This is a genomic window from Methanococcoides sp. NM1 (genome assembly GCF_900774285.1).
In the GTDB taxonomy this organism is placed as follows: domain Archaea; phylum Halobacteriota; class Methanosarcinia; order Methanosarcinales; family Methanosarcinaceae; genus Methanococcoides; species Methanococcoides vulcani.
Genome location: NZ_CAAGTW010000007.1, coordinates 132,741 through 155,422 on the forward strand (window position 1 = coordinate 132,741; position 22,682 = coordinate 155,422).

Genomic DNA, 22,682 nt, shown 5'->3' on the forward strand with positions numbered 1-22,682 from the left:
ATAACCGTGGGTAGATCACAATGATAAAGACACGTATCAGAGATTTCATTATTACAAAAGATGACTGGATATTTGCGGTGGCTGATTATTTTCATCCTGAAGGGGTGAGGTGTGTACTGAGGTACGTTCCGGATGAATCCGGTGACCGTCAGCTAAATGGGATGAAGTATCGCAAATACGATTTCGATGTTGCCTTCGACTTTATGCGTGAGAACAGGCCCGAGTGGGTGCAGGATGTACACATCGTTCCCGAGGATCAGGTGAAAAAAGTTCTCTATCCTCCAGATCCTGTCCCTGAACTCGTAAACCAGGATGAGAGAGTGAAGGCTATTGCAGATGTGCTACTCAGTGCTGGCATTCCTCTTGAAAAGATGGGCGTTACCGGTTCATTCCTGCCAGGATTGCAAAATGATCAATCTGATGTTGATTTTGTTGTCTATGGTAATGACTGGTTCAAGGCAAGGGATGCAATTTCAGCTGCAAAGAAGCAGGGCGGTTTTATTGAGGATCTCGATGAGGCGATATGGCATCGTATCTATAACAAGCGAATTCCTGAGATCTCCTATGAGGAATTCATCCTTCATGAGAAACGTAAGGGCAACAGAGGCATGGTGGGGGGTACCTATTTCGACCTGCTGTTCGTGCGAGATTGGGATCAGGTCAATGAGCCACTTTCACGAGGCACAGACGTTGGTACAATGAGGATCGAAGCAACAGTTACTAATGCTGAACTTGCTTTCGACAATCCTTCTGTTTACAGGGTCGACCACGATGAGATCGATCATGTGTTATCGTACACTCATACCTATGCGGGACAGGCGCTGGAAGGAGAGGTCATCGATGCACAGGGTGTCGTCGAACAGGTGGGTGACATTAAGAGACTTGTAGTGGGTACTTCCAGAGAGCCGAAGGGCGAGTGGATAAGGTCCCTTACATTGCTTGAGGAGAACAGGTAAGAATAGGGCACTAGTGTTCCTAAATTTATATTTGTGCTGTGCTTCATCAGAAAGAGAACGTGTTAGAAAATAAACAATTACAAAAAAAAGGTTAACAACGGAGGCAGGAAAATTAACCTCCTCCTGTTGCCTGGAATACTTCTTCCAATGTGCATGATTGTGCAGCTTCGGCTTGCTCTTTGATACGTTCTTTCACATCTTCTTCGGAAACAGCGTATTGTTTGCCTGCACTTGCTTTTTTGTCTGTGATCTGTAAAGTATCCACCCTGTAGTAGAGTTCAGTTGTGTTGAGAAGTGCCCATGTGCCTTCATCATCTGTTTTGATGTCGGAAATTTCTCCAATAGTATCTGTGTTGATATACCTGACATTGCTGCCAATAGTTATTGGAGCACCGTTTACATCGACAGTTGAAACCTTTTCACCCAAGATGTGATCTCTCCTTAGTTGTTCTTTATCTCTTCCCTTAGTTCGCCGAGAAGTGCAACCCTTTCTGCAAATGCATTATGCCTGTGTATGCTTTCTTCGTTGATCTGCTTGATCGTAACAATAGCATCGTCAGGAACATGTGTGAACTCGCTGACAATTTTCTTTGCCATTGTCCTGACACAATCTTCAACGAATTTAGGGTTCTGGTGAGCTCTTTCCACAACGACTGCCTCGTCTGAACGTTTGAGAAGCTCGACAATACTGGAGCTCATTGAATTTTCAATGATCTCAATAATTGTATCCAGTGAGATCACTACGTCACCGCTGACCTCAAGTGAGATTATACCACGTCCTCTCTGGTTGTGAGTTGCCATTGGTACTTTGTTAAGGAAATTAATAACAGTCTCGAGGTTGACACCAAGTTCACGCAGTGCTGCCTTTGCATTGTCTCTCATTATTTCCTGAGCGCAAGGACAGGCGGTCATGCCGACAACTTCCGCACCGATGAGCTTTTTGACATCGATCTCTTCTTTGTCCGGTCTTGTGGCAATAGCTTCTGCAAATATCTCCACAACTTCCTGGCACTTCATTTTTGTGGATGGAGATTCCCTTTTGACCACGTATTCACTTTTCATACGCACTTCGGAGCAGGTGGCATACTCGTGTCTGCCCAGAAGGTTCCTTGCAACATCGCTGCAAAGCTCCTCTATCTCATAAACAGGCATATTGATAGCCTTTTCAAGAACTTCATCGATCGCCTCAAAATTACGAGAGAGATTTGCACCTTTACGATCTGAAGGTAGGTCCACGAAGATTTCAAAAGTTGAAATGAGTACGATCGGACGCTTGTCTTTTCGTTTGATCTCAACAAGTTTTTTAACTCCGGTCACACCTACGCGTGTAAGGTTTATGGGTATTTGTGGTTTATTTGCTTGTACGTCGGGGAATTGCGTAACTGGAAGCTCCATTTTTATGACCTCGAATAAGAAATTAAAATAAATTAAGTTTAAGTTATGCTTTTTGGATTAATAACAATCACAAACATATTCATTACATGTAAATGTTTTGTTGCGATGCATCCTTTTAACATCGGGTGCTGGGTGCCACAACAACATATTTTTTTCGATTTTGGATAAAGATATGGATTCATTTACATTATTTTCCAGAGCAGTGAGTATATCAAATTAACTTGATTTACAGAAACATAATCAAAAGGCTACATTAAAAGAAAACTATTTATATTTCGTAAGTACAAGTACATATAACCGATAACGGGTAAGTAAGGTGATAAAATGTCTGAAACAAGAAACTTTGTGTTACGAGACAGTAAAGGTAAAGAACATGGCGTATTCACCGGTAAACAGCCACGTCAGGCAGCTCTTAAAGTTGCTAACCGGGGCAAGGGTACCAAATCCAAGCCAGAAAAGATCATGCTTCGTGAGCGTGGCACTAAGAAAGTACACGTGTTCCTTGGCTGGAAGCAAATGGTAGCTGCACCAAAGAACAAACCTGACTGGATGCCTGACAAGATCAACAAGCCATTCGTCAAGAAACAGAAGCCAGGTATTGTCAAACTGGAAAATATCTAATCTTCTTACATTTACTGGTGAGGGTCCGTTTATGGACTCTACACATTCTACTTTTTGAGATAATTGATCTTTTTCTTTTTCTTTTCGTTCTCCGTTTATCCATAGCCTTTATGGTATTCTAAGGGGCAGAGCTGTTCCGATATCAAAAAGCTTTATAAACCGGACTCCATTATTGTATCCATATGACAGGAAAAAGAGAGAACGTTCTGATCGAGGCCCTTCCATATATCCGGGATTTTCATAATTCTGTAATGGTGATCAAGGTTGGAGGGCATGCCATGGTCAATCCTTCTGTTATGAACGACATCATGCAGGATGTTGTCCTTTTGCGTTTTGTGGGTATCCATCCGGTCATTGTTCATGGCGGTGGTCCTGAGATCACTGAAAAAATGGAGCGCATGGGAAAGAAACCTGAATTCGTAGGCGGATTAAGGATCACTGATGATGAGACCATGGAGATCGCACGCATGGTCCTTGTGGGCAACATCAATACGAAGATAGTGTCCCTGATAGGAAAACATGGTGGAAAGGGTGTAGGTCTTTCAGGAAAGGACGGCAAGATGATAATGGCCAGGAAAAAGCCCACCCAGCGAATTATGATCGAAAATGTCGAGCATGACGTGGACCTTGGCTGGGTCGGGGAAACCGAGATCATCAATCCGGAACTCATCAACATTGTCACAGCTAATGATTATATTCCTGTTATCTCGCCGATCGCAATGGATGCGGAAGGGAATGCATTGAACATCAATGCGGATACGGTCGCAGGTGACCTTGCAGATGCCTTGCACGCAAAGAAATTGATATTAATGACGGATGTCCCGGGAGTTCTCAGGGACCAGTCGGACATATCCAGCCGTATTTCCCGCATCAGTGTGGGTGAAGTGGAGTCTTTGATAGAAGAAGGCATTATCAGTGGTGGAATGATCCCGAAAATGAGGAGTGCCGGAGCAAGCGTACTTGGTGGCGTGGAGCGCGTCCACATAATAGATGGCAGTGTGTCCCACTCAGTCCTGCTCGAGCTTTTCACAGATCAGGGAATTGGCACAATGGTATATCAGGACACGGAATAAGCGTGTCCTTCTGTGTTCTTCTCTCTTTTACTTTTTAGCGTTGATATTAGTCCAATATGGGGCTTCCATATGTAAGACCGTCCAGCTCAAGAACTTTCTTCCATAGCTCTTTGCATTCACAGTTGAGTCCTTCAAGTACACTCAGGTCCTGAGTTCTGGAATAAAGGTGTACAGCATCCGATACATCCCTGCTACATTTCTTACAGTTATGCGGACCGCGCTTTGAGCCTGCACCTACAGGATCTGAAGTGATCACAAGTTCCGGATGTTTTTGTTTAGTTCGCTGAAGTATCTCGACAATGCTCCATAGCCATGGTGGCCTGTATTGGCCTCTTTGCCACAGATGTTCCACATAAGTACCGTTCTGCACATTGCACAGGTTGATGGAAATTGTCTGTGCATGTTCTGCGACGTCATCGATGGTCTTCACGATATCTTCCAATGCTTCCTTTTCCGAGAGGAACAGTGGTTTTAACAACAGGTAAGCTTTCATGTTTACTCCATTGTTTCTGGCCACGGTTGCTGCATTGGTATAATCAGTGAACTTGAATCCCTTGTTTATTGAATTCTTGCGGATGTTGTCAGAACTTGTTTCAAGACCGATAGCGACCTCAAATGGTGTATCTCCAAGAGCATCAATGCAGGACTTCAGGATCTCGTCTGTGACGAATTCCGGTCGGCTTTCAACAATCACTTTGAACACACGCTCATCAGCTGCCAGCTTTCCCAGGATGTTTGCCCTTGTCTCAACCGGTATCTCTTTCTCATCGAGGAAACTGCCTGAGGTGAATATCTTGACCATGAAGCGCTCAAGTCTTTCACCTTTATGCATAGCATTCTCAAGCTGCTTCTCAAGTTCTTCAGGTTTAGGGGGGATCTTTGCGCTATCATAGACAAAGCCACACATAGTACAGCCTCCCGCCTTTCCCCACCAGCATCCTGATGTCTTGAAGATGATTGTCAGCGTATCCGCTGTTTCTCCGTTGAAGTGATCAGTACTTCTCCAGACGGCAGCAGGATACTCATTAGATGATGGCTTTATACGCTGGCGGTTGCGTATCTCCAGTACGGCTTTGTTGAGTGACATTATTCGAACTCGATGGTTGCAGGTGGTTTTGGTGACAGGTCATAGAGTACTCTGGCAACAGATGGTATCTCGCCGGAGATCCTTGTTTCGATTCTTTTGAGAACTTCCCACGGGAGTTCAAGTGCTTCTGCGGTCATGCCGTCCCTTGAGCCTACTGCACGGACTGCGACTATCCAGCCATGTACACGGACGTCACCTTTGACACCGGTTCCCTTGCCGACAACAGCAGCAAATGTCTGCCATGGCTTGAACTGTTCAAGCAGTTCTTCCTCAACGATGGCATTTGCCTCGCGCACCACGTCCACTTTCTCCTCTGTAACCTCTCCGATTATCCTTACAGAAAGTCCTGGTCCCGGGAATGGCATCCTCTCGCAGATCTCTTCGGGTAATCCAAGTGCCCATGCGACCTCACGTACTTCATCCTTGTACAGGTCATCGATGGGCTCGATGATCTCCTTAAAATCGATGTGTTCAGGAAGTCCTCCAACATTGTGGTGTGATTTAATGCCGCCTTCGGATTCTATCTTATCCGGATAGATGGTTCCCTGAATAAGGTATTCTGCTTCGATCTCGCGTGCTTCTTCTTCAAAAATGCGGATGAATGTCTCACCAACTGCCTTTCTTTTTTCCTCAGGGTCCTTGATACCCACCAGTGCTTCAAGGAAACGGTCCTTGGCATCGACTACCTGAAGGTTCATGTCTGAGAAGATCTCCTTGATGACCTCGGTCTCACCTTTTCTCATGAGGCCTGTGTCAATATAGATCGGTATGAACAATTCACCGATAGCACGGTGTGCAAGGATCGCACAGACCGAACTGTCGACTCCGCCGGAAAGTCCTACGATCGTCTTTCCTTTAGCTTTTTCTTTGATCCTGTCTATGGCTTTTGGTATGAATTTCTCGACTTTTACCATGAAAATGAACTCCGGTTATGATATGATGATGATCAACATTAGTTTATACTAATTTCTTAAATAATGCTGTGCTTTAATATGTTTGTTGGTTTTAATAGTATCGATGGAACATTGGAGATCGATGTTCAACATTTTAATTTTGTTCAAGCTTGATTATTTTTTATTACAAGTTCTAGTTAATATATTTATATTCCAATCTTATATAATTCATAATGTATTTATAACATCAAGTCCCACTTTTAAATAGAGGTTCATATTCGTCTGTGGGGGCGACAAGGCAGCACTGCCTTTTATTTGTGCCTGGTGCGTTTTTGGCATGTTCTGCCTTAGTGATACTGATCTCTACAGGTCTAGATGATCCTGAAGATCATAATATAATGGGGGACTAGAAATGAAATTAAAATATATGGCAGCATTAGTTGCCTTACTAGTAGTCTTAGGAGCTGGTGGCGCATCTGCAAAGTCGTTGTACGTGATTGAAGATATAAATGCTCCTGGCAATATTCCAATTGCTGCCTACGACATACAGACCAGCCAGATAGTCAAGCAGACCACAAGTTACATTCCTGACAGGGACGGTGGTGCAGTGGGGATTACCATTGATACTGACTCAGCATACCTGTTCGTAACGTTTGAGTTCTCAGGTACGCTCGACATTGTCAATGGTACGACTATGGTAAGGGAAGGTCAGGTAACAGCACCAGGCGCATCAAACCTGGCAGGTATTGTTGTGGACCAGGATGAGCAGAGAGTGTATGCTGTTGACAGGCATACGAATCATCTCTATGTCTATGAGTGGGATGCAGCAAGCCAAACACTGACCCTTAATGGGAGCACCTACAAAAGTCTGACTGGTGCATCTGCTATTGGAATTGCCCTTGATGAGACAAATGATTTGCTTTATGTTGCCTCTCAGTCTCAGACGATCAGGTATTATGACACGGCCACATGGACCGAACAAGGAAATTTCACAGTGACTCCACTTGCGATGGGTATCGCAGTAGATGTCAGCAATGGATATGTTTACACTGGTGGATGGTCCGGTTCAACACTCAGCCAATATAACCTGAACACTGATACAGAGAATACAGTGGACCTTGGTACGGGTGCTTATCCGATTGGGTTTGCAGTAGATCCGGCTACAGGCAACTTCTTTGTCACTACATATGCTGAGGATCATCTAAGAATGATGGACTCAAGTCTGAATGTGCTGGATGAAACCGGTGATATTGGAAATCCAACTGGAGTGTGCGTACCAGGCAGGGATATATCCTACAACCCGCTCGGGTTCGACAAGGATGACGGTCTGACGACAGCAGTTGCTGGTAGTCAACTAATCTACAACATGAGCTACACCAACACCAATCCAACCAATATTACCAATGGCACGATCACTGACGCACTCCCTGGAGGTGTGAGCTTTGTATCTGCTACAGGTAACTATACAAATTTTGTTGTTGGGAATACCGTTATTGTTACCTGGAACATTGGAAATCTTACTGTCGGACAGTCTGGTTCAGTCACACTGACGGTGAATGAATCTTCCGGTGAGGAGAGAACGCTGACCAACCCTGCTACAATTGACAGCGATCAGACCCCACCAACTACCCAGTCTGACGATACAGAAATAGTTACATCAAACAATACAACCCAACGTGCTTACGTTGTTTCTTCCGACGTTGGTGGAACTGAAAAGAATGTATTTGATCTGGATGAGAACGTCTACTGCTATGCAGGAAACCTTCCAGCTAATGATCCAGCAGTTGATATCTACGTGGTTCCAGACCAGTCATGGTCCGTTGGTGATTCAATCGGAGCTGATGTCAGCGGTGGTGTAGAAACAGTAGCTACAGATGGTGCTGGATTGATCGGTGTCACCGAGATATGGACTCAGCCACTTACAGTTGGAGACTATGATATCATCGTGGACGTGGATCAGGATGGTGTCCTGGATGCTAACGAAGCTGTTGATGGTATGACTCTCCAAGGTTTTGAAGCTATCCCGGAGTTCCCGACAATTGCAATACCAATTGTGGCAATAATCGGTCTGGCATTCCTCCTGCAGCGCAGGAAGGAGAAGTAAGGGTCTAACTCTTGCTTTTCATCTTTTTCTTTTTTTGATCACCATTTACCTTCATGCCGTTACAATATATGGATCACTTTCACCCCGCATGGTCTGCTCTTAAATATCTGTAACATCTTTAGTAGAACACAAATTAGATTATCATCGGTATTTACATGCACAGGACACTCCAGAAATATTTTGGCTATAGCGAATTCCGCCCCCTTCAGGAGGATATCATTAGTGACGTCCTTAACAAAAAGGATACATTCGTACTGATGCCTACCGGGGGCGGGAAGTCTATTTGTTATCAGATCCCTGCGCTGATGATGGATGGTCTTGCGATCGTAGTATCTCCTCTGATATCCCTTATGAAGGACCAGGTGGATGGTCTGGTCAGTAATGGGATCGCTGCAGCTTACCTTAACAGCACATTGAGCTACCGCGAGGTTCAGGAGACCACTCGTGCTATCCTCGATGGTCATATGAAGATACTTTATGTTGCACCTGAAAGGCTTTGCATGAAAAGTACAATGGATCTTCTCAGCTATGTTAATGTCAGTTTATTCGCTATTGACGAAGCACATTGCATTTCACAATGGGGCCATGACTTCAGACCAGAATACCGTCGAATGGGATTCCTGAAAGATAAATTCCCTGATGTTCCTGTCATTGGCCTGACTGCGACTGCTACTCCAAAGGTCAAAGATGATACGATCAAGCTGTTGAAGTTAAAGTCTCCTTCTGTCTATGTGGCGAGCTTCAACCGAAGCAATCTTTCCTATGAAATAAGGCCAAAAAAGGATTCATATGGAAACCTTGTCAACTATATTCAAGGTCAGGCTGGGAATTCCGGTATTATCTACTGCAACAGCCGAAAGAGCGTAGAATCTCTCTCCAGAAAGCTCAACAATGAAGGTTTTCACACATTGCCCTATCATGCAGGTCTGTCTGATTCAAAAAGACATGCGCATCAGGAACGTTTCATAAGAGATGATGTTGACATTATTGTGGCAACAGTAGCATTTGGAATGGGTATTGACAAACCGAATGTTAGATTTGTCATTCATTATGATCTTCCCAAGAACATTGAAGGCTATTATCAGGAGACCGGAAGGGGCGGTCGTGATGGTCTTGAATGTGAGTGTATCCTGTATTTCAGTCGTGGTGATTGGTACAAGATCAAGTACTTCATCGATCAGATGTCGAAAAAGTCCGAGCGTGATATTGCAACTGTAAAGCTTCGGGGAATGATCGATTATTGTGAAAGCACGACATGCCGCAGGAAGGTGTTGTTAAGTTATTTCGGAGAAGAACTGGAATCCGATAACTGTGGTGGATGCGATGTCTGCCTTAAGCCACGTGATACTTTTGATGCTTCGGATGCCGCACGAACTCTGTTGTCCTGTGTGGATGAGGTCAATGAACGTTTCGGGATGACCCACATAGTGGATATTATTTCAGGTTCCATGGCAAAGAAGATAAAAAGTTATAAGCATGACAGGCTCAAAAGCCATGGCACTGGTGACGGGTACAGCAAATCCGAGTGGCTTGATATGGCAAGGGAGATGGTCCGTCTTGGTTATCTTGACGTGAAGGGTGCACGCTATCCTCTCTTAAGCCTGAACAAAAAGAGTCGCGAAATACTTGCAGGCGGTGATGTCTACCTGACACGTTCCTCTGGCACGGTTGGTGTGAAGACCAGTAAATCTAAAAGCACTACTCCAAAGGTCACGACTTCAAAAACCTCTACCTCAAAGAGATCTCCTGCTCCAAAAAAGCCAAAGAGGGTTCCAACACCGATATCACGCCCTGACAAAAAACTGTTCGATCGGCTTAAGATATTACGGAAAAAGCTGGCAGAGGATGAAGATGTTCCGCCTTACATCATCTTTGCGGACACCAGCCTTCGGCAGATGGCGGTAAAATATCCCATAAGGAATGTGGAGTTCCTGGATATTACTGGAGTAGGTGAGTTCAAATTAAAAAAGTACGGGCCGGTTTTCATGGAAGAGATAGCCCGCTACTTAAAAGGATCTAAATAAGTTTCATCACAGCAGGAAGTTCAGAGTCATCTGGAAGATAAGATCTCCGTATATCACTGCTGCTATAAACCCTGCAGTTATGGGTATCATAAATGGCAGGCCGGGTGTGACCCACACTCTCTCATCAATAAGACCTTTTTCTGCATATTCCTTCATTTTGGAGATGACATCCTCATCAAGCTTTGTGCCTGCGGTTGTGAATTTTTTCCTGATCCCATTGTCAACTTCCTCGAAGCTTTCCATAAGCCTTATGTGTGGTTTGTCCAGCTTTGAAACCTGACATCTGTATCCAACGAACATGTAATGTGGTTTCTTTAGGGTCTCTTTCAATGAAGGCTGGGTAATGTTGTAAAGGAACAATCCTATGGGTACTATTATTGTCAGGATGACTGAATTGCCAAAGACACTAAATGTGAAGAGGTTAAGCGGTGGGATCCCGTAAATTGGCAATTGTCTACCGAATAGCTCCATTGCAGGATATATTGGCAATATAAGGGATATCACCATCAGGACCTTTGCATCGGCGCCTCCAAAGGCATTCATGTAGAACAATATATAGACGAACGTAAAAATCAGTATGAAAGAAATGGCTGTCCATTTTATGTAGGGTATACCGTATCTGAAAGCATCATAAACCATGAATATAGCACCAGCTCCAAGCATCTTGGGCCAGAGGCTGTTTGTCACTCTTCGTGTCTTGATATCAGAGTAGCAGGCATAGATAAGGAATGGAGCGCAGACAAGCACCTTAAGTAGTTCGATCATTCACATTTTCTCCCATTTCTTAAGTTTAAGGACCTCGGAAAGCGTGCTTCCACGTTTGATCTCCTCGTACAGGCGTTTCTCGTTCTTCTCAACCTCTTTTGCACGCCTTGCTATCTCATATGCTCGCTCCTTTTCGATCACAACAACTCCGTTGTCATCACCTACGATGTAATCTCCGGGGTTGACGACCTGTGATCCGCAGTTGATCGTGGCATTGATCTCTCCGAAACCTTTTGGATCTCCTGCATTAGGGACGTTGCTGGTTGCAAATACTGGCAGTCCTATCCTTCTTATCTCATCAATGTCCCTTACAGCACCATCAATGACAATACCTGCAATTCCCTTGTTCAGACAACTGAGTGTGGCAAGCCCTCCCCATGGTGCAATATGGTGACTTCCGTTGTAGATCACAATGACATCTCCCTCTCCTGCGACCTCGATGGCCTCAACGCTTTTTGCCCAGTCCCCTTCGAAGGTCTGTACTGTGACAGCTGTGCCGACCATCTTTTTGTCGGCTACCATGGAATGGATGTTCTTCATCGCACCTTTTCGATGCATGGCATCTGAGATATTTGGTGTGGAAACCTCTGATAATAACTTTCTGGTCTCCTGTTCCAGTGTCTGGCGTTCAAATTCAGGGATCTCAATGGCATCAACACTTTCACGTATCTTTTTTGCAGACTCTGTCACATCATCTGATTGTGTGATGTTCCCTCCGACAATGACAATACTTGCGCCTGCTTTGACTGCTTGTGCAGATGTGATGGCATCAAGTCCGCCTGCAGCCGCGACCGGTATGTTTACTCTCTGAATGATTCTTTCGAGCAAGGGGGTAGGGTCTTTTCCGGTCATCTGCTGGTCTATCCCAGCATGCATGTTGATATAGTCAATCCCCATCTTTTCCAGCTCTTGTGCCCTGGTAACGGGGTCTTCTACGATGATCAGGTCAGCCATAAGTTTGACACCGTATTTTCGTGCAGATCTGACTGCATCCTTGACCGTGGAATCATCTGCATTACCTAGCAACATTACAATATCGGCACCAGCTTTGGCGGCCATCTCCACTTCAAATGCACCGGTATCTGCAATTTTCATATCAGCAAGGATGGCGTGGTCGGGAAATTCCTTCTTGAGCTGCCGGACAGCATCCATCCCTTCGCTTTTGATAAGTGGAGTTCCTGCTTCGATCCAGTTAGCGCCTCCCTGGACCGCTTCTCTTGCGATCTGTATGGCTCGGTCGATCTCCAGCAGGTCAAGTGCTACCTGAATTATTGTATTAATATGATCACCCTTTTGGAGTTTAATAACGTAGTATACCTGAATAAGTATAAATCTAACCGGGTATATGGTTATAATACTTAAAAATTGATGGTATTTTATTCGGCAATATAGATCTGGTGAGTATGGTGGAAGATCAGCTAATAACCAAAGATCAGCGTGCAAAGCTTTTAGCCCGACTTCACAGGCACTTGTTCTGGTGTGGTGAGAGAATACCTGATGAGGTTGAGATCGAAGGCAAAAAGATACAACTACATGAGATCACATGGAAGCTTATCAATAAACCGAAGCTGACCGAGGAAGATAGGGAACATATTGATCACTGTATCGTTGCTCTCAGGAAAAAAGCAAAGTCTTGTGAAAATTACCTTGAGAGAACCGATATGACCCTTGATCAGGCCAAAGATGTTTTTGACAGGACTGCCGGACTTCTGCGTGCCATAATGGACCTTAAGGACCTTGAAGAGCTTTCCGGTCCCGAACGCATGAAAAAGCATCAGGAAGAAGCTGAAAAGTGCAAACTTAAGGATGCAAAGAGCTGGATGAACTTCATATCTGAGCTTGAAGAATGATCAGGAAAGCACTGTTTTCTTTTTAACATCCCTTTTCTCATAGGCAAATATTATATTTCATGCAATTCTTTTCTCTATGAATGACATTCAAAGACCTTCATATCATTTCGATGAAATCCTTTTCACGGGATATGATCGATCATATCCTTGATACTGCTGAAAAACTTGAACCAATAGCAAGCAGCAAATCGAAGTCAGATCTGCTGAAAGGTAAAGTGTTGGCTGTCATGTTCTTTGAACCCAGTACCAGGACACGCATGTCCTTTGAGACCGCAATGATGCGTCTTGGAGGGGATGTTCTAAGCCTTGGTTCTGTTGATGCAAGTTCCATTGCAAAAGGTGAAACACTTGCTGATACTATCCGTGTTGTGCAAGGCTATTCCAATGCTATTGTACTGCGGCATAATAAAGAGGGCGCTGCCCAGCTTGCTTCGGAGTTCTCATCGGTTCCTATAATCAATGCCGGTGATGGTGCAGGTCATCATCCTACGCAGACATTCCTTGATCTTTATACCATTAGGCGGGAAAGTCATCTTGAGGGGTTGAAGATAGCCCTTGCAGGTGATCTGAAGTATGGTAGGACTGTACATTCATTGTGCTATGCTCTTTCCCTTTACGGGGCTGAGATCACACTGGTGTCTCCGAAAGAGCTCCGTATGCCTGCTGAGATAGTAGATGACCTCAAGAGCCACAACATAAAGGTCAGGGAAACCGATTCGATCGAAGAGGCCATCACGGATGTGGATGTGCTTTATGCTACAAGGATACAGAAGGAACGTTTCCCGGATCCTGCTGAGTATCGTAAAGTTGCTAACAGCCTTCAGATAACTCCTGAGCTTCTGGAAAAAGCAAAACCGGAGCTTAAGGTCATGCATCCTCTTCCAAGGACAAATGAGATCGACCCAAGGGTTGACGACACGCCCCATGCCTGTTACTTTAAGCAGTCTTTCTATGGTGTTCCGGTAAGGATGGCATTACTTGCACTTGTTATGGGGGCATTGGAATGAGTATGGAAGAAACTCCTATCCCTGAGATCCGGGTACACCCAATAAGGAATGGAACGGTTATCGATCACATTACTGCGGGACAGGCATTGAATGTCCTTAATATCCTTAATATTCCCAACCCCTCTTCAGGTGTTGTGAGTGTACTGATCAATGCTCCGAGTGTGCATGGGATAAAAGATGTAGTCAAGATCGAAGGCAGGGAACTGAATGTAGAAGAGGTTGACAGGATATCCCTGATCGCACCGAATGCTACTATCAATATCATCAGGAATTTTGAAGTATCGGAAAAGACGCATGTACACATTCCGGAAAAAGTGAGTGGTGTGGTGAAATGCATAAATCCAAATTGTATTTCCAACAGTAACGAACCTGTCACATCCAGATTTACTGTTAAGCCGGATGGACGAAAGATAACTCTTCGTTGTTCATATTGTGAAAGAACAATTTCAGAAGGTATCGGGGATCACCTTCTCTGATCTTTCTGTTCTTTTTTGAACTTTTTCGATACATTCTCGAATTCTCTAAAAATCAATGTCGGAATAGAACCCTCAATACAATTGTAAATGAGGTTGATATGAAGAATTAATTCAGCTTAAAAAATAGTTAGAATCCCAGGATATCATCCATTGTATAGATGCCTGGTTCTGCGTTTGCTATCCAGATAGCTGATATTACAGCTCCTGATGCAAATGCATTTCTGGAATGGGCCTGATGCTTAATCTCTATGCGTTCACTGCCACCGGCAAAGAGAACCGTGTGATCACCTACGATATCTCCACCGCGTACTGCGTGTATGCCGATCTCTTTTTCCCTTGGGGCGAGACCTTCGCGTCCATACACGAAATCCTTTCCACCCAGTGTTTCACTAATAACTTCAGCTGCCCTCATTGCGGTGCCGCTGGGTGCATCCTTTTTCTGGTTGTGGTGGGCTTCGATTATCTCGATGTCATATTCTGAAAGGTATTTTGCAGTTTCCTGCAGTATCTTGAAAAATACATTAACACCTACAGAATAATTTGGTGAGATTATTGCAGTTGTGTTGTTTTTGATAACTGCATCCTCAATAAGGGAACGCTGCTCAGGGGTAAAGCCGGTAGTTCCAATTACAAGATCAACACCTGCTTCTGCTACTACTGGTGCGTTTGCAGCAGTTGCATTGGCAATGGTAAAGTCGATTACTACATTCGTTTTTGATTCTTTGAGAACGGTTGCCATATCAGCAACATCGGAGATAGGAACATCAAGCTTTCCGACTTGGGCGACCTCTCCGGTATCCTTGCCGATGTTCATAAGGTCGAAGGCAGCTGAAAGCTGGACCCCGTCCATCTTGATGATGTTCTCGATGAGGAGTTTCCCCATCCTTCCTGAAGCACCGGTAACTGCTGCGTTGATCATCAGATACACCCAAGTCCTTTCAGGCAATCGATAAGGTTCTGTTCATTCTCACTGCTGATAGGTGCAAGAGGCAATCTCAGATGACCGGTATTAAGTCCTATAAGCTCTACTGCACGCTTGACAGGGACCGGATTTGTTTCCGTGAACAATGCCCGGATAAGTGGTGCTATCTCATAGTGGATCTGTCGTGCTGTTTTCATGTCACCTTCATTGGTGGCATCTACCAGTTTGACCATCTTTTCCGGTACAACGTTTGCGACCACGGAGATAACTCCGCTTCCGCCAAGGCAAGTTATAGGCATGGTCAGTCCATCATCTCCGGATATGACATTAAAGTCCTCATCCATCGTATTCTCGATGATCTGTGATACCTTATCCAGATCGCCACTGGCTTCCTTAATAGCAACGATGTTATCTACTTTTGCAAGTTCGATAATCGCATCAAGTGGCATGTCCTGACTTGTGCGTGATGGTACGTTGTAAAGGACGATGGGCATTTCCACAGCGTCTGCGATAGCCTTAAAATGAGCAACAAGTCCTGCTTTGTTTGGTTTATTATAGTAAGGAGATATTACAAGAGCGCCAGCTGCTCCCGCATCTTCTGCATGTTTTGTCAGCTCTATTGCCTCTGCCGTGTTGTTAGAACCGGTTCCGGCAAGAATAGGTACCTTTGCACAATCAACTGCGATATCAATAAGCTCCATGTGTTCCGCTGTGGACAATGTGGCTGATTCGCCAGTTGTCCCGCAGGCGGCAATTCCGGAAACTCCACCATTTTCGACAAATTCGATATTCTGCTGAAGACCTGTTTTGTCGATGGTGTCAGTTTTTGTGAAAGGGGTTATGATGGCAGGTAATACTCCTTCGAACATAAAGATCCACTTCCCAAAATTAGATCTTCTTTGGGTGTGTGATCTTGCGTGTAACGTAGCCTGCGACACGGTTTCTGATGACCTTGCTCTCGATAGTTGTGTACTGTGAAACGAGAAGCTTGTTCTGGTCAAAGTCTGTTGTGAATACGTCTCCGTGGTTGTCGATCAGGCGAAATGTAATGTTCTTGATGTTTGTCTGTCTAATATTTCCCATTATATATCTCCAGTATGATTTAGATAGATATGATTAAGATTATCGCCATAATAGAAAACCTTTACATTTATATCTTTTGGATTGAGGGTACATCTTCCATCTCTTTATTTGCTTGCATGTACTTGCTCTATGTCCGTTTTCCCCAAAAGACGCTCCTGAGTGGTAGCATCATTGAAAACATTCTCGCGCACTCCTTTGCGATTTATATAGAGGCCTATGAACACAATTACCAGTCCAAGTTCGGCATTCATGCCTACGAGGATGATGCCTGCAAGTATCACGGTAGATGCCACTAGCCCTTTGAGTGCGCCTTTCCTGTATGATGGCAACCTTGTGCGACGGAATATCCTGATATCTCGCAGGGTCAGGAAAAGGACTACACAATATGCTGCGATGGCTATGTATTGGTACATTTTAACCTTCCGGATCTTCTTGATACTAATGTCGATATCTTACTCATCTTCATATCTTCCATGCATAAAATCCTTTGCCAGGCTCAATGATATTTGAGCAGTAATGGTATTTGGGCAGCTAATAAGTGTGTTCCTGGTAATGTCCATAAACATTTTCAATAATGCCACTCATGAGCTTGGCTGGTGAAAAACATTAAGATAATCTTCCATGTAGATATGGACAGCTTCTATTCATCAGTAGAGGCTGCAGCAGACACGAAGCTAAAGGGGCTGCCTGTAGTTGTGGGTTCTGATCCAATGAACGGGGAAGGCAGGGGTGTCGTTAGCACCTGCTCCTATGAGGCACGTAAATATGGGATACATTCAGCTATGGCTATCTCAAAAGCTTATCGTCTTTGTCCCGATGCTGTCTATCTGCGTGTGAATATGCCCCTTTACAAAAAGGTCTCCGCAAGTATAATGGATGTCCTGAGGAGCTATTCTTCCAAGTTCCAGCAGGTTAGTGTGGATGAGGCCTATCTTGATATGAGCGAAGTGGTAGCGGATTTTGATGCCGCGACAGATATGGCATTGAAGATCAAGGAAGGGGTCCATCTCCAGGAAGGGATCACATGTTCTATAGGGGTAGCTCCTAACAAGTCCATTGCAAAGATAGCTTCCGATTACCAGAAACCCGATGGGTTGACCGTGGTAAGACCTGAATATGTGAGAAGTTTCCTGTTTCCACTGGATGTTTCAAGGATATCAGGCGTAGGGAAAAAGACCTCTTCTTTGCTTAACGGGATCGGGATCCGAACCATTGGTGATCTGGCAGGATACAATGTGCAGGCTCTGCGTGAACGTTTCGGTAAGTTCGGCCTTGTGATGCACCAGCTTGCAAATGGTGTGGATGATCGAAGTGTCATAGAGAGGGGAGATGTAAAATCGATCAGCAAGGAAGATACCTTTGACCGGGACACTTCTGATATGGATCATGTGGAAAATGTGATCGATACCCTTTCAGAGAATGTGCATGCTTCCCTTTTGAAAAAGAAATACCTGTTCAAGACCGTTACCATAAAAGTAAGACTTGAAGACTTCACAACATACACAAGGGCAAAGACATTGGGTGCTTATTCAAGTGACCTTTCTACCATCAAAAGGACCTCAAAGATGCTACTTCAGGAATTCAGAGGCAGGGGAAAGCTTCGGCTGGTGGGTATTGGTGTTACTAAGCTTGACAAAATGGATGAAAAGCAAACACGACTTACTGATTTTATTTAATTTATGGGTAAAGCTGGTTCAGGTCTGTAATACCTGCGACGTACAATAATATCACAAGTAGCGGCTGATGCAACAAATAGATCAGCAATGATCTTTTTCCCATGTAACATAGAGTTTTGACAGGTAGCAGGTCTGAAATGTTCGGCATCCTGGATATCAGGGGTGCCCGATTGTAGTTTGGATAAAGGGAATTTCCCAGAAAGATCCCGAGGAGTAAAACACCAAACCATGGGAAAAGGGGGAAGTAGTCATACGAGTGGAATCCGTCCGGTCGGAGTCCTGTCCAGAAAAGCCATGTGCCTCCTATGGCGAAGGTCTGCATCCACGATCCTATGACAATAACAGGTATAGCCAGCATGAGGTTTGCTGCCTTATATCTCAGGAATGGGTATGCAAGGATGATGGCAATTCCAATGAAGTGGAGTATACCAAACACGATCACGCCGTCTCTGAGGAAAATGTAGCTGCCGGCAGTTATGACCATGCCCCAGAGAAATATCTTCAGACCTCTTTTGGTATATTTGAGGAATCCGGATTCCGGGTCGTATATTTTCCGCTTTCTGGAATAACTAAGGGATAGCGAGATGCCTGCGATCATTACGAACAGTATTGCACTGAGCTTTCCTGCCATGAATCCTGGTCCGGAGGTGAGGTTGATATCATAGGCGCCCAGGTAGTTGATGTCGTATAATAGGTGAAAACCAACCATCATTATAATGGCTATACCTCTTAGAAGGTCGATCTCCCAGAATCGTTCATGAAGTTCTGTCATCCGCTCCCCGGCTTTTCCGAAATTAAGTTGTAATGTCCAAAAAATGCATACTAAAGTAAACAGACTAAAGTATAAAATGTGAATGCGAATGCATCATTCAGTTTTTTTTCTTTTTCTTGCGGAATGCAGATGAGAGGTCAACTGCGTATGTTCCATCCTGTTTTATTGCCATCACAATTTCGTCACGCTCAAGAAGTGAGCTAAGGTTCAGTTCATAGGATCCCGGTCCAAGTATCCTGACGGATTCTACGCGTTCTCCTTCTTCCTCAACAATCTCTCTTTCCTGATGATCAATGCCGATGATGTCATCTATTTCCCTGATGAACTGGTCTGCAGGATCGGTTATTTTTGTCTCTTCCTTTTCAGGCAACTCTTCATCAACAGTATCTTCGATGTCTGCTTTTGGTTCCATGTCCTTGACGTAGAGGAACTTGTTCCATCCACAGTTCGGACAGCCGCTTAGAATTACCTCGGCCCCGTCTTCAAATATTTTTTCGCATCGGGTACATTTGTGTGGCATCTATTCACCGATTCTCCTATTGGTTGTGATATATTTAAAGATTTATGGCATGAACTTATTTTTGATTCTTATATTCTATCATGATAATGGCAAAAATGTCGCCGCGGATGCGTGATATGCGCAAACTTTATCTACCATCACCCCGTTTGAAGAGCTACAAGCGTGAATACTCACTCTGAAGCGGGGTGGGGTAGCCAGGAGATCCCGACGGGCTCATAACCCGTAGACCGATGGTTCGAATCCATCCCCCGCTATATTCTTTTCCTTTAGATTTTTTTCAGATATTATTCTTCAGATTCTATCATGATGATGTTATTCTGATAAGAGATTTCTCTGTTCTTCGAGCCTTATTATTGAACTATAAATGGACTTTGATCTTTGATCGTTCATCTTTGATGCGTTGGCAACCTTTATGTATCATCACTTCGTTAGAGAGGCTGCAAGCGTGAATACTCACTCTGAAGCGGGGTGGGGTAGCCAGGAGATCCCGACGGGCTCATAACCCGTAGACCGATGGTTCGAATCCATCCCCCGCTATATTCTTTCCTTTTGATATATTCAGACAAGAGCTTTCTATATTTTTTCTTGTTCTTAGAGGCCTTTTTTTCAAAAGGTTATTAAATAAAGATGGCGTTTTTGTGTCAGGTCAATTTAATATTTGCTACTTTCATATGAAAATTATACAGGATGATTCTTAAATGGTAATGGACAAACTCGGCAGCTCCCTGCAGGATGCACTAAAAAAACTGGTTGGAGCCGGCCGTATAGATGAGAAAACGGTCACTGAGGTTGTAAAAGATATACAGAGGGCATTACTTCAGGCAGATGTCAATGTCAAGCTTGTTATGAAGATGTCCAATCACATAAAGGAGCGTGCATTGAAGGAGGAAGTTCCTTCAGGCATGAATCCACGTGAACATGTCATCAGGATCGTCTATCAGGAACTTATCAATATTGTAGGCAAGAGTGCAGACATCCCGCTAAAGCCGCAGAAGATCATGATGATCGGTCTGCAGGGAAGCGGTAAGACAACTACGACCTCAAAGCTTTCACGCTATTTCCAGAGGAAAGGTCTGAAACCTGCTGTTGTTTGTGCTGATACCTTCCGTCCGGGTGCATTCCAGCAGCTCAGTACTCTCTGTAATAAACTGAATGTGCCGTTCTACGGTGAAGAAGGCAATCCTGATGCAGTTGGCATTGTGGAAAGAGGTCTGAAGGAACTTGAAAAGAATGATGTCCTTATTGTGGATACAGCTGGCAGACACTCGCTGGAAGCGGATCTCATCGATGAGATGGAGCAGATCCACGAGGTCGCACAGCCTGATTATAAATTGCTTGTACTTGACGGTGCTATTGGTCAGCAGGCAAGTGAACAGGCAAAGGCATTCAATGATTCAATTGGGATCTCGGGTGTTGTGATCTCTAAACTGGACGGTACCGCCAAGGGTGGTGGTGCACTGTCTGCAGTTTCTGAAACTAATTCATCCATTGCATTTATTGGTGTAGGTGAGACTCCGGATGACCTTGAGAAGTTCGAGCCGGACAGGTTCATTTCCCGACTTCTGGGAATGGGTGACATTAAATCCCTTATTGAAAAGGCTGAGGAGGCACTTACCGAAGAAGACATTGACATGGAAGCCATGATGAGGGGTCGTTTCACCCTTAAGGATATGTACTCCCAACTTGAGGCCATGAACAAGATTGGTCCAATGAAGCAGATCATGCAGATGCTGCCTATGGGTGGTATGGGTGTGAAACTTTCTGATGATGCCTACAAGGTTACCGAGGATAAGATGGGGCGTTACCGTGTCCTTATGAACTCCATGACCGAGGAAGAGTTGCTTAACCCAAGGCTTATCGGAAGTTCCAGGATCAAAAGGATCTCAATGGGCTCAGGCAACGGTCCTGAGGATGTGCGTGAGCTTTTGAAGTATCATAAGATGATGCAAAATGCAATGAAAGGACTTCGTGGTGGTAAGTTCAACATGCAAAAAATGATGAAAAAATTCGGTATGTGAATGGATATGGGGGTAATATGACCTCCCATTAATCACAAATAATATCACTAACAGATGCGATTTGTTAGCATTTTCAATATTTCTTTTTTTTATTTAGGTTCGGATTTTCGCAGGTCTGATTTTGCCATCATGTTGGATCCGAATATATATATCAGAAGAATGAAACCAAGCCATATGAAATTTTCTCCGATGTCAGCTCTTCCAACATACTTGAGCAAAAGACCAATACCAAGGATGAGCATGTCTATCTTAGAGAGCTTCCTGTTCCTTTTTGTGATCTCCATATATTCCTGTCTTGCGACATTGTATTCTTTTTTCTCAGTTTTCAATGGATCCCTTCCGTTTATACGTTGATTATCCTATCAGCTGCTTTTCTCAATCGATTAAAGACTGCTGTTCCGATACCTTCCTTTTTCAGCGTCCCATCGACGATGATGAGATCTATTTCCTTATCATCAAGATGTCGCAGACCCATAAATATACTACGGGCAGCCTGAGATGGTATGTTCCTTTTTCCAAGAGAGCATATTTCATCTGCATTGACTACTTTCGCAGTTTCCTCGGTCACAAAAAGACCTACTCTTTCTCCTTCCTGATGACAGTCAGACACAATCTCAGTCATTGCTTTGTGGACATCTTTAATGTTGCCTTCGATAAGAATGACCTTCGTTTTTGGTGAGTAGTGAGTGTATTTCATGCCTGGTGAGCGTGCGATCTCACCCTCTTCAAGTGTTCTGTCCCTGTATCCGATGCGTACATCACCAACACATTCCCTTATATCTTCGGCACTAACGTGCCCGGGGCGCAATATGGTAGGCACCTTGTCGGTCATATCAACAACAGTAGATTCAAGTCCGATATCTGCCGGGCCACCATCCAGGATGGCATCTATTTTTCCATCAAGGTCGTGAATAACATGCTCCGCAGTTGTGGGACTTGGACTTCCGGATGTGTTGGCACTGGGTGCAGCGATAGGTGCATCTGATCTTCGGATAAGTTCAAGAGCTACGGGGTTGTCTGGCATCCTCAGGCCCACGGTGTTAAGTCCACCAGTAGTAACATCGGGCACAACATCCTTTGCCTTCAAGATAAGTGTAAGTGGACCCGGCCAGAATGTTTCCATGAGTTTTATGGCATCTGCAGGTATCTCTTCTGCAAGCTCAGAACACTGGTCTGTATTCGCGATATGGACGATGAGAGGATTGTCTGCAGGCCTGCCTTTTGCTTTGAATATCTTGTGCACTGCATCAGCGTTCAATGCATCGGCACCGAGACCATATACGGTCTCTGTTGGGAATGCAACAGTACCTCCTGTCCGGATAATACCAGCAGCTCGGGAAAGGCCTGCTTCAAAGTCCTTATCACTTTTTCTAAAGACCAACGTCCTGTTCTTCATGGTTGTTCTATGATATTATATGTGACTTCACTTTTAATTGGTAC

General features: G+C 44.4%; 24 protein-coding genes and 2 tRNA genes. 12 read left to right on the forward strand and 14 right to left on the reverse strand.

Going from position 1 to position 22,682, the window contains the following annotated elements; all coding sequences use genetic code 11:
• Window positions 1-20 precede the first annotated feature (20 nt).
• Window positions 21-956 (forward strand): nucleotidyltransferase domain-containing protein, encoded by a 936-nt coding sequence (locus E7X56_RS08560; RefSeq protein WP_135606354.1) that lies wholly within the window; start codon window positions 21-23, stop codon window positions 954-956.
• A gap of 112 nt (window positions 957-1,068) precedes the next feature.
• On the opposite strand, the gene E7X56_RS08565 is transcribed toward E7X56_RS08560, so the two are convergent.
• Together E7X56_RS08565 and mptA are read right to left on the reverse strand one after the other, a co-directional pair.
• Entirely contained in the window at window positions 1,069-1,383 is a 315-nt protein-coding gene (locus tag E7X56_RS08565; protein WP_135606355.1) for a DUF2098 domain-containing protein, read from the reverse strand.
• A gap of 14 nt (window positions 1,384-1,397) precedes the next feature.
• Complete coding sequence (gene mptA / locus E7X56_RS08570) at window positions 1,398-2,351, reverse strand: GTP cyclohydrolase MptA (protein ID WP_135606356.1); 954 nt, start codon at window positions 2,349-2,351, stop codon at window positions 1,398-1,400.
• A 324-nt stretch (window positions 2,352-2,675) separates the two neighbouring features.
• Here mptA and E7X56_RS08575 point away from each other — a divergent pair, with 324 nt between their 5' ends.
• The gene (locus tag E7X56_RS08575; RefSeq protein WP_135606357.1) at window positions 2,676-2,972 is read left to right on the forward strand and encodes a non-histone chromosomal MC1 family protein; all 297 of its coding nucleotides are present in this window, start codon (window positions 2,676-2,678) and stop codon (window positions 2,970-2,972) included.
• A gap of 182 nt (window positions 2,973-3,154) precedes the next feature.
• Window positions 3,155-4,045, forward strand: coding sequence for an acetylglutamate kinase (gene argB / locus E7X56_RS08580; protein WP_135606358.1), 891 nt, complete (start codon window positions 3,155-3,157; stop codon window positions 4,043-4,045).
• Between the two features lie 46 nt (window positions 4,046-4,091).
• Here the strand turns inward: argB and E7X56_RS08585 are convergent, their stop codons facing one another.
• On the reverse strand, window positions 4,092-5,132 hold the full coding sequence (locus E7X56_RS08585) for an archaeosine biosynthesis radical SAM protein RaSEA (RefSeq protein ID WP_135606359.1): 1,041 nt from the start codon (window positions 5,130-5,132) through the stop codon (window positions 4,092-4,094).
• Window positions 5,132-6,046: a glutamine-hydrolyzing GMP synthase gene (gene guaA / locus E7X56_RS08590; protein WP_135606360.1), complete on the reverse strand. Its 915-nt coding sequence runs from the start codon at window positions 6,044-6,046 to the stop codon at window positions 5,132-5,134. Before guaA ends, E7X56_RS08585 begins: the two co-directional genes overlap by 1 nt.
• 391 nt (window positions 6,047-6,437) lie before the next feature.
• Here guaA and E7X56_RS08595 point away from each other — a divergent pair, with 391 nt between their 5' ends.
• Both E7X56_RS08595 and recQ read left to right on the forward strand, forming a co-directional pair.
• Window positions 6,438-8,129, forward strand: a complete 1,692-nt coding sequence (locus tag E7X56_RS08595) for a PEF-CTERM sorting domain-containing protein (RefSeq protein WP_135606361.1) — start codon at window positions 6,438-6,440, stop codon at window positions 8,127-8,129.
• Window positions 8,130-8,284: 155 nt separating this feature from the next.
• Entirely contained in the window at window positions 8,285-10,153 is a 1,869-nt protein-coding gene (gene recQ / locus E7X56_RS08600) for a DNA helicase RecQ (protein WP_135606362.1), read from the forward strand.
• Between the two features lie 6 nt (window positions 10,154-10,159).
• Here the strand turns inward: recQ and E7X56_RS08605 are convergent, their stop codons facing one another.
• Window positions 10,160-10,918, reverse strand: coding sequence for an A24 family peptidase C-terminal domain-containing protein (locus tag E7X56_RS08605; protein WP_135606363.1), 759 nt, complete (start codon window positions 10,916-10,918; stop codon window positions 10,160-10,162).
• On the reverse strand, window positions 10,919-12,361 hold the full coding sequence (gene hxlA, locus E7X56_RS08610) for a 3-hexulose-6-phosphate synthase (RefSeq protein WP_371413361.1): 1,443 nt from the start codon (window positions 12,359-12,361) through the stop codon (window positions 10,919-10,921). It lies immediately after the preceding gene.
• On the opposite strand from hxlA, the gene E7X56_RS08615 reads away from it, so the two are divergent.
• The 3 genes from E7X56_RS08615 to pyrI all read left to right on the forward strand — a co-directional run bounded on the left by E7X56_RS08615 (window position 12,322) and on the right by pyrI (window position 14,251).
• Complete coding sequence (locus tag E7X56_RS08615) at window positions 12,322-12,768, forward strand: DUF5788 family protein (protein ID WP_135606364.1); 447 nt, start codon at window positions 12,322-12,324, stop codon at window positions 12,766-12,768. The two genes, hxlA and E7X56_RS08615, sit on opposite strands and share 40 nt — an antisense overlap.
• A gap of 80 nt (window positions 12,769-12,848) precedes the next feature.
• On the forward strand, window positions 12,849-13,775 hold the full coding sequence (gene pyrB / locus E7X56_RS08620) for an aspartate carbamoyltransferase (protein WP_091690617.1): 927 nt from the start codon (window positions 12,849-12,851) through the stop codon (window positions 13,773-13,775).
• 2 nt (window positions 13,776-13,777) lie between these two features.
• The gene (pyrI, locus tag E7X56_RS08625) at window positions 13,778-14,251 is read left to right on the forward strand and encodes an aspartate carbamoyltransferase regulatory subunit (RefSeq protein ID WP_135606394.1); all 474 of its coding nucleotides are present in this window, start codon (window positions 13,778-13,780) and stop codon (window positions 14,249-14,251) included.
• Between the two features lie 127 nt (window positions 14,252-14,378).
• On the opposite strand, the gene dapB is transcribed toward pyrI, so the two are convergent.
• The 4 genes from dapB to E7X56_RS08645 form a co-directional block, all read right to left on the reverse strand.
• On the reverse strand, window positions 14,379-15,170 hold the full coding sequence (dapB, locus tag E7X56_RS08630; protein ID WP_135606365.1) for a 4-hydroxy-tetrahydrodipicolinate reductase: 792 nt from the start codon (window positions 15,168-15,170) through the stop codon (window positions 14,379-14,381).
• Window positions 15,170-16,042 (reverse strand): 4-hydroxy-tetrahydrodipicolinate synthase, encoded by an 873-nt coding sequence (gene dapA / locus E7X56_RS08635; protein WP_135606366.1) that lies wholly within the window; start codon window positions 16,040-16,042, stop codon window positions 15,170-15,172. The genes dapB and dapA overlap by 1 nt, the downstream gene beginning before the upstream one ends.
• Window positions 16,043-16,061: 19 nt before the next feature.
• Complete coding sequence (locus E7X56_RS08640) at window positions 16,062-16,256, reverse strand: 30S ribosomal protein S17e (protein ID WP_091690621.1); 195 nt, start codon at window positions 16,254-16,256, stop codon at window positions 16,062-16,064.
• A gap of 104 nt (window positions 16,257-16,360) precedes the next feature.
• A complete protein-coding gene (locus tag E7X56_RS08645) occupies window positions 16,361-16,669 on the reverse strand; it encodes a hypothetical protein (protein WP_135606367.1) in 309 nt (102 codons plus the stop codon).
• 183 nt (window positions 16,670-16,852) lie between these two features.
• On the opposite strand from E7X56_RS08645, the gene dinB reads away from it, so the two are divergent.
• On the forward strand, window positions 16,853-17,932 hold the full coding sequence (dinB, locus tag E7X56_RS08650) for a DNA polymerase IV (RefSeq protein ID WP_256360056.1): 1,080 nt from the start codon (window positions 16,853-16,855) through the stop codon (window positions 17,930-17,932).
• A gap of 1 nt (window position 17,933) precedes the next feature.
• Here the strand turns inward: dinB and E7X56_RS08655 are convergent, their stop codons facing one another.
• Both E7X56_RS08655 and E7X56_RS08660 read right to left on the reverse strand, forming a co-directional pair.
• Window positions 17,934-18,704 carry a heparan-alpha-glucosaminide N-acetyltransferase gene (locus E7X56_RS08655; RefSeq protein ID WP_135606368.1) on the reverse strand — a complete coding sequence of 257 codons (771 nt, stop codon included), beginning with the start codon at window positions 18,702-18,704 and terminating at the stop codon, window positions 17,934-17,936.
• A 97-nt stretch (window positions 18,705-18,801) separates the two neighbouring features.
• The gene (locus E7X56_RS08660) at window positions 18,802-19,224 is read right to left on the reverse strand and encodes a Zn-ribbon domain-containing protein (RefSeq protein ID WP_135606369.1); all 423 of its coding nucleotides are present in this window, start codon (window positions 19,222-19,224) and stop codon (window positions 18,802-18,804) included.
• A gap of 179 nt (window positions 19,225-19,403) precedes the next feature.
• Here E7X56_RS08660 and E7X56_RS08665 point away from each other — a divergent pair.
• The 3 genes from E7X56_RS08665 (at window position 19,404) to E7X56_RS08675 (ending at window position 21,242) form a co-directional block, all read left to right on the forward strand.
• Window positions 19,404-19,478 (forward strand) — tRNA-Met (locus E7X56_RS08665).
• Between the two features lie 208 nt (window positions 19,479-19,686).
• Window positions 19,687-19,761 (forward strand) — tRNA-Met (locus E7X56_RS08670).
• 161 nt (window positions 19,762-19,922) lie between these two features.
• The gene (locus tag E7X56_RS08675; protein WP_135606370.1) at window positions 19,923-21,242 is read left to right on the forward strand and encodes a signal recognition particle protein Srp54; all 1,320 of its coding nucleotides are present in this window, start codon (window positions 19,923-19,925) and stop codon (window positions 21,240-21,242) included.
• Window positions 21,243-21,331: 89 nt separating this feature from the next.
• Here E7X56_RS08675 and E7X56_RS08680 read toward each other — a convergent pair whose 3' ends face one another.
• Window positions 21,332-21,571, reverse strand: coding sequence for a hypothetical protein (locus E7X56_RS08680; RefSeq protein ID WP_167879491.1), 240 nt, complete (start codon window positions 21,569-21,571; stop codon window positions 21,332-21,334).
• A 14-nt stretch (window positions 21,572-21,585) separates the two neighbouring features.
• Complete coding sequence (locus E7X56_RS08685; RefSeq protein ID WP_371413362.1) at window positions 21,586-22,623, reverse strand: L-threonylcarbamoyladenylate synthase; 1,038 nt, start codon at window positions 22,621-22,623, stop codon at window positions 21,586-21,588.
• Between the last annotated feature and the right edge of the window lie 59 nt (window positions 22,624-22,682).

Excerpts from the sequence above, each read along its gene's own strand:
- E7X56_RS08560 (WP_135606354.1), top strand. The coding sequence starts at position 21 with ATGATAAAGACACGTATCAGAGATTTCATTATTACAAAAGATGACTGG.
- mptA (WP_135606356.1), bottom strand. The coding sequence starts at position 2,351 with ATGGAGCTTCCAGTTACGCAATTCCCCGACGTACAAGCAAATAAACCA.
- E7X56_RS08575 (WP_135606357.1), top strand. The coding sequence starts at position 2,676 with ATGTCTGAAACAAGAAACTTTGTGTTACGAGACAGTAAAGGTAAAGAA.
- argB (WP_135606358.1), top strand. The coding sequence starts at position 3,155 with ATGACAGGAAAAAGAGAGAACGTTCTGATCGAGGCCCTTCCATATATC.
- E7X56_RS08585 (WP_135606359.1), bottom strand. The coding sequence starts at position 5,132 with ATGTCACTCAACAAAGCCGTACTGGAGATACGCAACCGCCAGCGTATA.
- guaA (WP_135606360.1), bottom strand. The coding sequence starts at position 6,046 with ATGGTAAAAGTCGAGAAATTCATACCAAAAGCCATAGACAGGATCAAA.
- E7X56_RS08595 (WP_135606361.1), top strand. The coding sequence starts at position 6,438 with ATGAAATTAAAATATATGGCAGCATTAGTTGCCTTACTAGTAGTCTTA.
- recQ (WP_135606362.1), top strand. The coding sequence starts at position 8,285 with ATGCACAGGACACTCCAGAAATATTTTGGCTATAGCGAATTCCGCCCC.
- E7X56_RS08605 (WP_135606363.1), bottom strand. The coding sequence starts at position 10,918 with ATGATCGAACTACTTAAGGTGCTTGTCTGCGCTCCATTCCTTATCTAT.
- E7X56_RS08615 (WP_135606364.1), top strand. The coding sequence starts at position 12,322 with ATGGTGGAAGATCAGCTAATAACCAAAGATCAGCGTGCAAAGCTTTTA.
- pyrB (WP_091690617.1), top strand. The coding sequence starts at position 12,849 with ATGACATTCAAAGACCTTCATATCATTTCGATGAAATCCTTTTCACGG.
- pyrI (WP_135606394.1), top strand. The coding sequence starts at position 13,778 with ATGGAAGAAACTCCTATCCCTGAGATCCGGGTACACCCAATAAGGAAT.
- dapB (WP_135606365.1), bottom strand. The coding sequence starts at position 15,170 with ATGATCAACGCAGCAGTTACCGGTGCTTCAGGAAGGATGGGGAAACTC.
- dapA (WP_135606366.1), bottom strand. The coding sequence starts at position 16,042 with ATGTTCGAAGGAGTATTACCTGCCATCATAACCCCTTTCACAAAAACT.
- E7X56_RS08640 (WP_091690621.1), bottom strand. The coding sequence starts at position 16,256 with ATGGGAAATATTAGACAGACAAACATCAAGAACATTACATTTCGCCTG.
- E7X56_RS08645 (WP_135606367.1), bottom strand. The coding sequence starts at position 16,669 with ATGTACCAATACATAGCCATCGCAGCATATTGTGTAGTCCTTTTCCTG.
- E7X56_RS08655 (WP_135606368.1), bottom strand. The coding sequence starts at position 18,704 with ATGACAGAACTTCATGAACGATTCTGGGAGATCGACCTTCTAAGAGGT.
- E7X56_RS08660 (WP_135606369.1), bottom strand. The coding sequence starts at position 19,224 with ATGCCACACAAATGTACCCGATGCGAAAAAATATTTGAAGACGGGGCC.
- E7X56_RS08675 (WP_135606370.1), top strand. The coding sequence starts at position 19,923 with ATGGTAATGGACAAACTCGGCAGCTCCCTGCAGGATGCACTAAAAAAA.